Annotated in this window: 8 protein-coding genes; 5 read left to right on the forward strand and 3 right to left on the reverse strand. The window is 63.6% G+C overall.

Annotated features, from left to right (window positions below; genetic code table 11):
- Positions 1-855 (forward strand): ABC transporter permease (locus EOA75_RS24455; RefSeq protein ID WP_164747533.1); only part of this gene is annotated, 855 nt, incomplete at its 5' end.
- 70 nt (positions 856-925) lie between these two features.
- Positions 926-1,942, forward strand: a complete 1,017-nt coding sequence (locus EOA75_RS24460) for a zinc-binding alcohol dehydrogenase family protein (protein WP_127325362.1) — start codon at positions 926-928, stop codon at positions 1,940-1,942.
- Positions 1,943-2,413: 471 nt separating this feature from the next.
- On the opposite strand, the gene EOA75_RS24470 is transcribed toward EOA75_RS24460, so the two are convergent.
- The 3 genes from EOA75_RS24470 to EOA75_RS24480 all read right to left on the reverse strand — a co-directional run bounded on the left by EOA75_RS24470 (position 2,414) and on the right by EOA75_RS24480 (position 5,745).
- Positions 2,414-3,265, reverse strand: coding sequence for a sugar phosphate isomerase/epimerase (locus tag EOA75_RS24470; protein ID WP_127215388.1), 852 nt, complete (start codon positions 3,263-3,265; stop codon positions 2,414-2,416).
- 84 nt (positions 3,266-3,349) lie between these two features.
- Entirely contained in the window at positions 3,350-4,537 is a 1,188-nt protein-coding gene (locus tag EOA75_RS24475; RefSeq protein ID WP_127215391.1) for a Gfo/Idh/MocA family oxidoreductase, read from the reverse strand.
- A 152-nt stretch (positions 4,538-4,689) separates the two neighbouring features.
- Positions 4,690-5,745: a sugar phosphate isomerase/epimerase gene (locus EOA75_RS24480; RefSeq protein ID WP_127215387.1), complete on the reverse strand. Its 1,056-nt coding sequence runs from the start codon at positions 5,743-5,745 to the stop codon at positions 4,690-4,692.
- Between the two features lie 399 nt (positions 5,746-6,144).
- Here EOA75_RS24480 and EOA75_RS24485 point away from each other — a divergent pair, with 399 nt between their 5' ends.
- From EOA75_RS24485 to EOA75_RS24495, 3 genes are all read left to right on the forward strand, one after another.
- On the forward strand, positions 6,145-7,032 hold the full coding sequence (locus tag EOA75_RS24485; RefSeq protein ID WP_066989944.1) for a sugar phosphate isomerase/epimerase: 888 nt from the start codon (positions 6,145-6,147) through the stop codon (positions 7,030-7,032).
- A gap of 59 nt (positions 7,033-7,091) precedes the next feature.
- Complete coding sequence (locus tag EOA75_RS24490; RefSeq protein WP_127325363.1) at positions 7,092-8,261, forward strand: mandelate racemase/muconate lactonizing enzyme family protein; 1,170 nt, start codon at positions 7,092-7,094, stop codon at positions 8,259-8,261.
- Positions 8,262-8,263: 2 nt separating this feature from the next.
- Positions 8,264-8,463 (forward strand): GntR family transcriptional regulator (locus EOA75_RS24495; protein WP_164747535.1); only part of this gene is annotated, 200 nt, incomplete at its 3' end.

Below are 8,463 nucleotides of genomic sequence, written 5' to 3' on the forward strand. Positions count from 1 at the left end.
ACACCCTCCTTCGCCACGACGCTCAACATCACCAATCTTTTGCGTCAGGGTTCGCTGATCGCCATCCTCGCGGTCGGCCAGACCTTCGTCATCATCACCGGCGGCATCGATCTCTCGGTCGGTGCCGTGGTCGGCTTCACCACCGTCATTGTAGCGCTTCTGATCAATGCCGGCTGGCCGATCTGGGCGGCTGTGCTCATTACCTTGCTCGCCGGCATCGCCATTGGCCTGTTCCACGGCTTCGGCATCGTCAAGATGGGCCTGCCGCCCTTCATCATCACCCTGGCCACGATGACGTCGCTGCGCGGCATCGGCCTCTTGATGACCAACGGCAATTCGATCTCGATCAACAGCGACCCGTTCCAGGCCTTCTCGCGCGGCTCGCTGCTCGGTATCCCTTACCTGTTCTGGATGGTGATCCTGGTCGCCATACCGTCCTATGTGTTCCTGCACCACACACGCTGGGGCCGCTATTTGTTCTCGGTCGGCTCCAATGCGGAGGCCGCGCGCCTTTCCGGCGTGAACGTGCCGCGCACCATCTTCATGGCCTATATCCTGTCCGGCCTGCTCGCGGCTTTCGTGGGTGTGCTGCTTGCCTCGCGCATCGGCATCGGCAACCCGACCCAGGGCGACACTTATGAGCTGCAGGCTATCGCCTCGTCGGTGATCGGCGGCACCTCGCTGTTCGGCGCCATCGGCTCGGTGCACGGGCCGCTGATCGGCTCCTTCATTCTTTCGACGATCAACAACGGCGCCAACCTGCTCAACGTCAACACCTTCTGGCAGCGCGTCATCACCGGCCTGCTGATCATCGTCATCGTCTACTTCGACGGCCTGCGCCGTCGCGGCAAATAATCGTTCCTGAAATGACGCGCCGGCCCCGGTCGAGCGGGGCCGACGCCCCCTTCTAATACTGGATCAGCGCATGAAAGCCGTCGTCTGCCGCTCGCCTGGCGACCTTGTTCTCGAAGACCGCGCCGAACCTGGCGCGCCGCCGCCCGGCTGGGCGCGGATCGCAGTCAGCCATGTCGGCATCTGCGGCACCGACTATCACATCTTCGAAGGCAAGCACCCGTTCCTCGCCTATCCGCGCATCATGGGCCACGAGGTCTCGGGCACAGTCGTCGAGCGAGGTGAAGGCGTCGAGCTTGCCATCGGCGAGCCGGTGATCATCAACCCCTATCTCGCCTGCGGCCAATGCGTTGCCTGCCGGCACGGCAAGCCGAACTGCTGCGTGAGGATCGAGGTGCTCGGCGTCCATCGCGACGGCGCCATGTGCGACGAGATCCTGGTGCCGGCGCAAAATCTTTATCCGGCAAATGGCCTATCGCTGGGTGATGCCGCCGCCGTCGAATTCCTGGCCATCGGCGCACACGCCGTGCGGCGCTCGCTTAGTGCGCCCGGCCAGCGCACGCTGGTCATCGGCGCCGGTCCGATCGGCCTTGGCACGGCACTGTTCGCCCGCATCGCCGGCCTCGATGTCAGCCTGCTCGACATGAGCACCGAACGGCTCGCTTTCGCCGAAAGCGAGCTCGGCTTTGCCGCGCTCGACGGCTCGAAAGCGCAGGCAGCCGATCTGGTGCGGCAGGCGTCCGGCGGCGAAGGCTTCGACCTTGTGTTCGACGCCACCGGCAACACGCAGTCGGTGCAGTCCGCCTTCACCCATGTCGCGCATGGCGGAGCGCTGGTTTTGGTCAGCGTCGTCAAGGACGACATCACCTTCTCCGATCCCGAGTTTCACAAGCGCGAGATGACGCTGGTCGGCAGCCGCAATGCGCTCAGAGCAGACTTCGACCATGTCGCCGCCTCGATCCGCAACGGCGCCGTGCCGCTGGAGAAACTCGTCACCCACCGCACCACCCTTGCCGATACGCCGCGCGATCTAGCGCGCTGGGCGCACGAAAAATCCGGGTTGATCAAAGCGGTTATCGAGGTCGGATAGGGAGGCCCGACCCGCCCGTCGATGACGACCTCAGGGGTTGTCGCCCTTGATGACGACGTCGAAGGCTAGTCGGAGGCGACTGGCGTCCATGAGCGGTTGTTGCGCCATGCGCTGGCCAAGTCCGGCGTGCCGTTCTCGCCGCACAACCCGGCACACACCCACCACTATGCGAAGTCGACAAGACGGCGCGCCAAGACCGATCGTCTCGATGCCGCACAAACCTCGCAGCCCGCTCAGGGTCCAAGAACTGGCCATCATCGCCGTTGCAAGGAAGCTCCTGGTCGTCCTCAATGCCATCATTCGAGACAAAACAGCCTTCGCATGAACACAGTAATGCCGTTCCCTAAGCCGTAGAATGCAGCCGGTGCAGAATTGCATCGTGGCGGAGCGTCGACGTCACGGAATGGGTCCTCGGGTCTCGGCGTCCGCTTCGCTCCCGCTCCGCCCGTGGATGACGAATGGAGAGGGCGTTTAAGCGGCAGCCTTCCACCCATCTCTGATATGCCGATACCCTTCGCGATAAACTGCCTCCGGGCTCTCTGCGAAATCCCGCCACACCTTGGTCGCTGCCGCCAGATCCTTCAGTGACCGGCCGAACGACTCGATCGTAAGCCAATCGTCATAGCCGCTCTTGCGGATCGCCGCGAAAGTCTCCTTCCAGGGGATGTTGCCGCGCCCCGGCACGCCGCGGTCGTTTTCCGAGATGTGGATGTGGACGACGTTCCGGCGATTGCGCGTATAGGCGCCGATCGGATCGGCCTCCTCGATATTGGCGTGAAAGGTGTCGTACATCGCCTTGATGTGCGGCCGGTCGATCACGTCGACATGCTCGGACAGGTCGTCCATCGTGTTGACCAGATAGCACTCGAAGCGGTTCAGCGCCTCAAGCCCGATGGTGACGCCCCTCTTGCCGGCATGATCGCCAATGGCCCGCTGCGAGGCGACCGAGCGCTTCTTCTCGGCCGCTGTCGGCCCGCTGCCGGAAAAGGCGCCCAGCGTGGAATGCAGCGGCCCGCTCAGCCTGTCCGCGCCGAGCGCCGCGCTGCAGTCGATCGCCCATTTCATGTAATCGATGCCGGCCTTGCGCGTCGCGGCATCCGCAGAGATCAGGTTCATCGCCGGATCTCCCATCGCGGAGACCGCGGTGCGCTCCAGTCCGATGCGATCGAGCATCTCGCCGAGCTTCTTGTAGTCATCCGGTTCGCCCGCGAAGACCGGTATCTCGACGCCGTCGAAGCCGGTTGCCTTGATGTCCTTCAGCAGCGCCTCGTGCTTTTTCGAGACGCTCGTCGTCCACAAGAACATGCACATGCCGATTTTCATCGACACCCCTCCTCTGCGGCCAACCACTTGCGCTAGCGGGTCACAATCCCCCTCATCCGGCCCGTGCCGTCGCCGAGCCCGCCTTTATAGCCTCGTCCACGCCCCGTTCTTCCTCGAAGACTTCACGCACGCCTCGATGAAGGCCATGCCTTCGACGCCGTCCGCGATCGTCGGGAAGGCGACATCCTTGGCAAGCTTGCCGCCCTTTTTGCGCGCCGCGCGGATGGCGCGGGCCGCTTCCTGGTAGATATTGGCGAAGCCTTCGAGATAGCCCTCCGGATGGCCGGAGGGCACGCGGCTGACGCGCGCCGCTACCGGCATCGCGCCGGCGCCCGCCCGGGTCAGCAACTGCTTCGGCTGGCCGAAGGGCGTGTACCAAAGATAGTTCGGGTCGGCCTGGACCCATTCGAGCCCGCCCTTCGAGCCGTAGATGCGCAGCTTCAGCCCGTTCTCGTGGCCGGGCGCCACCTGGCTCGCCCAGATCATGCCCTTGGCCGGATGCTTGTTGCCGACCGGCTTGAAGCGCAACAGCACATTGACGTTGTCGTCGAGCTGGCGTCCCGGCACGAAGGCGTCGAGGTCGGCCGAAAGGGAATCCAGCTCGAGCCCCGAGACGAAGCGGGCGAGGTTGTAGGCGTGCGTGCCAATGTCGCCGAGCGCGCCGCCGGCGCCGGCCTGCTTGGGGTCGGAGCGCCATGAGGCCTGCTTCTGACCGGTCGCGGCTAGGTCTTCGGTCAGCCAGTCCTGCGGATATTCCGACTGCACGATGCGGATGTCGCCGAGCATGCCCTTGGCCACCATCTCGCGCGCCTGCCGCACCATCGGATAGGCTGTGTAGTTGTGGGTGAGCACGAACACCTTTCCAGCCTTCTCGACCAGTGCGGCAAGCTTCTTCGCCTCGGCGAGCGAGGTCGCGAGCGGCTTGTCGCAGATGACGTGGATACCCGCCTCCAGGAAGGCTTTGGCCGCCGGCACATGCACATTGTTGGGCGTGACGATCGCCACTGCCTCGATGCCGTCCGGGCGTTTGGCTTCGGCCTTGGCCATCTCGGCATAGGAGCCGTAGCTGCGTGACGGATCGAGCCCGAGTTCTTCGGCCGAGGCCTTCGCGCGCGCCGGGTCCGACGACAGCGCGCCGGCCACCAGCACGAAGTCGTTGTCCATGCGCGCCGCAATCCGGTGCACCGCGCCGATGAAAGCGCCCTGCCCGCCGCCGACCATGCCGTAGCGGATCGGGCCGCCTCCCGTTTCCGATTTCGATGCGCCGACCATGCTTTCGTTCTCCCTCATGTTGGTTAGCTCCCCCTTGAGGGGAGGTCGATCCGCACAGCGGATCGGGTGGGGTCGCCGGGCGTGGATCTCGGCATAAACCGACCCAGCCCGGCCCTTTGGGCCACTCTCCCCTCGAGGGGAGGATAAAGGTGCTAAATCCCCATCATCGCGCGCAGCAGCTTCTTGTCGCTGGTGCCGCCGGCGAAATCATCAAAGGCCCTTTCGGTGACCCGGATGATATGATGCTGGATGAAGGGTGCGCCTTCGGCCGCGCCGTCCTCGGGATGCTTGAGGCAGCATTCCCATTCCAGCACCGCCCAGGAACCGTAGTTGTACTGGGTGAGCTTGGAGAAGATGCCGCTGAAATCGACCTGCCCGTCGCCGAGTGAACGGAAACGCCCGGCACGGTTCACCCAGCCCTGATAGCCCGAATAGACGCCTTGCCGCCCCGTCGGGTTGAACTCGGCATCCTTGACGTGGAAGGCCTTGATCCGCTCGTGGTAGATGTCGATGAACTCGAGATAGTCGAGCTGCTGCAACAGGAAGTGCGACGGGTCGTAATTGATGTTGCAGCGCTTGTGGCCGCCGACCGCGTCGAGAAACATCTCGAAGGTCGCGCCGTCGAACACGTCCTCGCCTGGATGGATCTCGTAGCCGATATCGACGCCGTTCTCATCATAGACGTCGAGGATCGGCTTCCAGCGCTTGCCAAGCTCGGCAAACGCCTCCTCGATCAGCCCAGGCGGCCGCTGTGGCCACGGATAGAGGTACGGGAAGGCGAGCGCGCCGCTGAAGCTTACCGACGCCTTGAGGCCGAGATTCTTCGATGCTTTGGCGCCGAATTCCATCTGCTCGACCGCCCATTTCTGCCGGGCCTTCGGATTGTTGTGCACCTCGGGTGGCGCAAACCCGTCGAACTGCGCGTCGTAAGCCGGATGCACCGCCACCAATTGCCCCTGCAGGTGCGTCGACAGTTCGGTAATCTCGACGCCGGCTTCAGTGCAGATGCCCTTGACCTCGTCGCAATAGGTTTTCGATGACGCCGCCTTTTTCAGATCGAACAGGCGTCCGTCCCAGGTCGGGATCTGTACGCCCTTGTAGCCGAGCCCGGCCGCCCATTTGGTGATCGAAGCCAGCGAATTGAACGGCGCGGCGTCGCCCGCGAACTGCGCCAGAAACAGGCCGGGACCCTTCATCGTCGTCGGCATCGGCATCCTCCCTCTCTCGTTTTCATGGACCAAGCATAGCGCCGATTGAAGCGAGGGCTAGCCTCTTCGACCGTTCGTCTCGGCGCCGACAAGCAGCGGCATTCTGGTATTACCAAATACGGCTGTTTGGTCAAGCGGCCAGAAACAGCTGGAATGCGATCCACAGGATTGCCGAAAGGTATCTTAATCTATTCAAATCAAAGCATTGACTGATGAGTTGAGCCCAATAAGTGGTCTCCTTGCCGTTACTGTGAATTTGCTGTAGAGGTTCTGTCAGGCCCAATTGGTCGAACCAGTTTCGAGAAAAACACTGGAACGCCGTGGGGAGGAGATCATGCGACGGGCTCGGTGGAGAACGTCGCGAAAAACGTGACAGGCGAATTCTGGGAAGGACAGACCATGCATCTTTCGACGCACAACTGGATGCGGGCGGAGCCGCTGGAGGTGACGCTGAAGCGCATCAAGAAGTTCGGCTACGAGTCGATCGAGATTTCCGGTGAGCCCGAGCAGTACAAAACCAAGGAAACGCGCGCGCTCCTGAAGGAGCACGGCATACGTTGCTGGGGTTCGGTGACGCTGATGCTGGGCGAACGCAACCTTGCCGCCAAGAACCAGGGCCAGCGCGAGCGATCGGTACAATATGTCAAAGACGTGCTGACCATGGTGAGCGAGCTTGACGGCGAGATCATCACGCTGGTTCCCGCCACCGTCGGCAAGGTGGTGCCCGACGGCACCGAGGCGGAAGAGTGGGGCTGGGTGGTGGACGCCACGCGCGAATGCTTCGCGCATGCCAAGAAGGTCGGCGTCAAGATCGCCGTCGAGCCGCTCAACCGCTTCGAGACCTACCTCTTCAATCGTGGTGCCCAGGCGCTCGCGCTCGCGGATGCGGTGAGCCCGGAATGCGGCGTCTGCCTCGACGCCTACCACATCCATATGGAGGAATTTAACGTCTATGACGCCATCCGCCAGGTCGGCAAGCGCCTCTACGACTTCCATGTCGCCGACAACAACCGCTTCGCCGCGGGTCTCGGCCAGATCGACTGGCCGAAGATCGTCGGCACGCTGAAGGAGATCGGCTATGACGGCGCGCTGACCAACGAGTTCGTCGCGCCGGTCGACCGCACGCCGGCCGCCCCCTATCCGGAGATGGTGGAGCGCAACCCGGTCGACATCTCGCCCGAGCAGCTCAAATTCATCCAGGATCACGGCTCCAGCGTGCTCACCGAGAAGTTCTACACCGATCAGATGCGCATCACCGCCGAAACGCTGCTGCCGCTGATCAAGTAGACGGTCCGATTTGGAGCTTAGCCCTACCGTCCTGGCCGGGCGGCGGGCCGGGGATCAAGATGCGTATAAAAAGCGTCCAGGCCTGGTGGGTTCGTATACCGATCGAAGTCGCAAAGCAGCATCGCAGCGACTTCGGTCAGGTGACGACGTTCGACGCCGCCATCCTGCGCGTCGAGACCGACGACGGCCTGGTCGGCTGGGGCGAGGGCAAGAACGCCGCCGGCAGCGCCGGCAGCTATGGCGCGCTGGTCCACATGCTGAACCACGAAATTGCGCCGCAGCTCATCGGCCGTGATCCGGCCGATATCGGCATCCTCTGGGAGATGCTCTACAACGGCGTGCGACACCACACGGCGGCCCATGCCGGCCATGCCATGCCCCAGCTGGCGCGGCGCGGCATGAGCGTGGCGGCGATCAGCGCGGTCGACATCGCGCTTTGGGACATCCTCGGCAAGTCGCTGGGGCAGCCGGTCTGGCGGCTGCTCGGCGGCCGCAAGGTCGAGCGCATGCAGGCCTATGCCTCGGGCGGCTGGGCGCCAGCCGATACCATCGGCGACCAGCTCAAATCCTATATCGCCAAAGGCGGTTTCAAGGCGCTGAAGATGCGCATCGGCGCCATGGACGGCGCCCCGCATATCTCGGCCGCGCGCGTCCGCGCCGCCAGGGAAGCGATCGGTCCTGACGTCGAACTGATGGTGGACGCGCACGGCACCTACACTGTCGCCGAGGCCAAGCGCTTCATCAGCCTCACCGCCGATCTCGATCTGGCTTGGTTCGAGGAGCCGGTGATCGCCGACGACAAGCACGGTATGGCCGAGGTGCGCGCGTCCGGTTCGACCCCGATCGCCACCGGCGAGAGCGAGGCGACCCGCTATGCCTTTCGCGATCTGGCCGTGCTGAAATCGGCCGACATCTTCCAGCCTGATCCCGCCTTCTGCGGCGGCATCAGCGAGGCGATGAAGATCGGCACCATCGCCAGCGCCTTCAACCTGCGCTTCGCGCCGCATCTGTGGGCCGGCGCGCCCTGCTTCTTCGCCGGACTGCATGTCTGCGCGGCTTCCCCCGCGACCTTCATCGTCGAGTATTCGCTGGGCGCCAATCCGATGATCCACGATCTCGTCGAGGAGACTGTCGAAGCAAAGGACGGTATGATAGCGATCCCTGAAAAGCCCGGATTGGGTTTCACCGTTTCGGAGCGATTCCTGGAGGCGCACGCGCTACGCATTTGACGATGAAAGAAAAGAACCTTCTTGCGGAACTCGCCGCCTATCTGTTCTCCAACTCGGACAAGGAGTCGGGCCGCACGCCGTCGGAGCGCGAGCTGGCGGAGCATTTCGCCGTCAGCCGCGGCCAGATCCGCGAGGCGCTTGCCATCCTCGAAGCGATGCGCATCGTCGAGCGCCGCGCCAAGTCCGGCATCTATATCGATAC

Origin of the sequence: Mesorhizobium sp. M1A.F.Ca.IN.022.07.1.1 (assembly GCF_003997575.1) — a bacterium.
GTDB lineage: Bacteria > Pseudomonadota > Alphaproteobacteria > Rhizobiales > Rhizobiaceae > Mesorhizobium.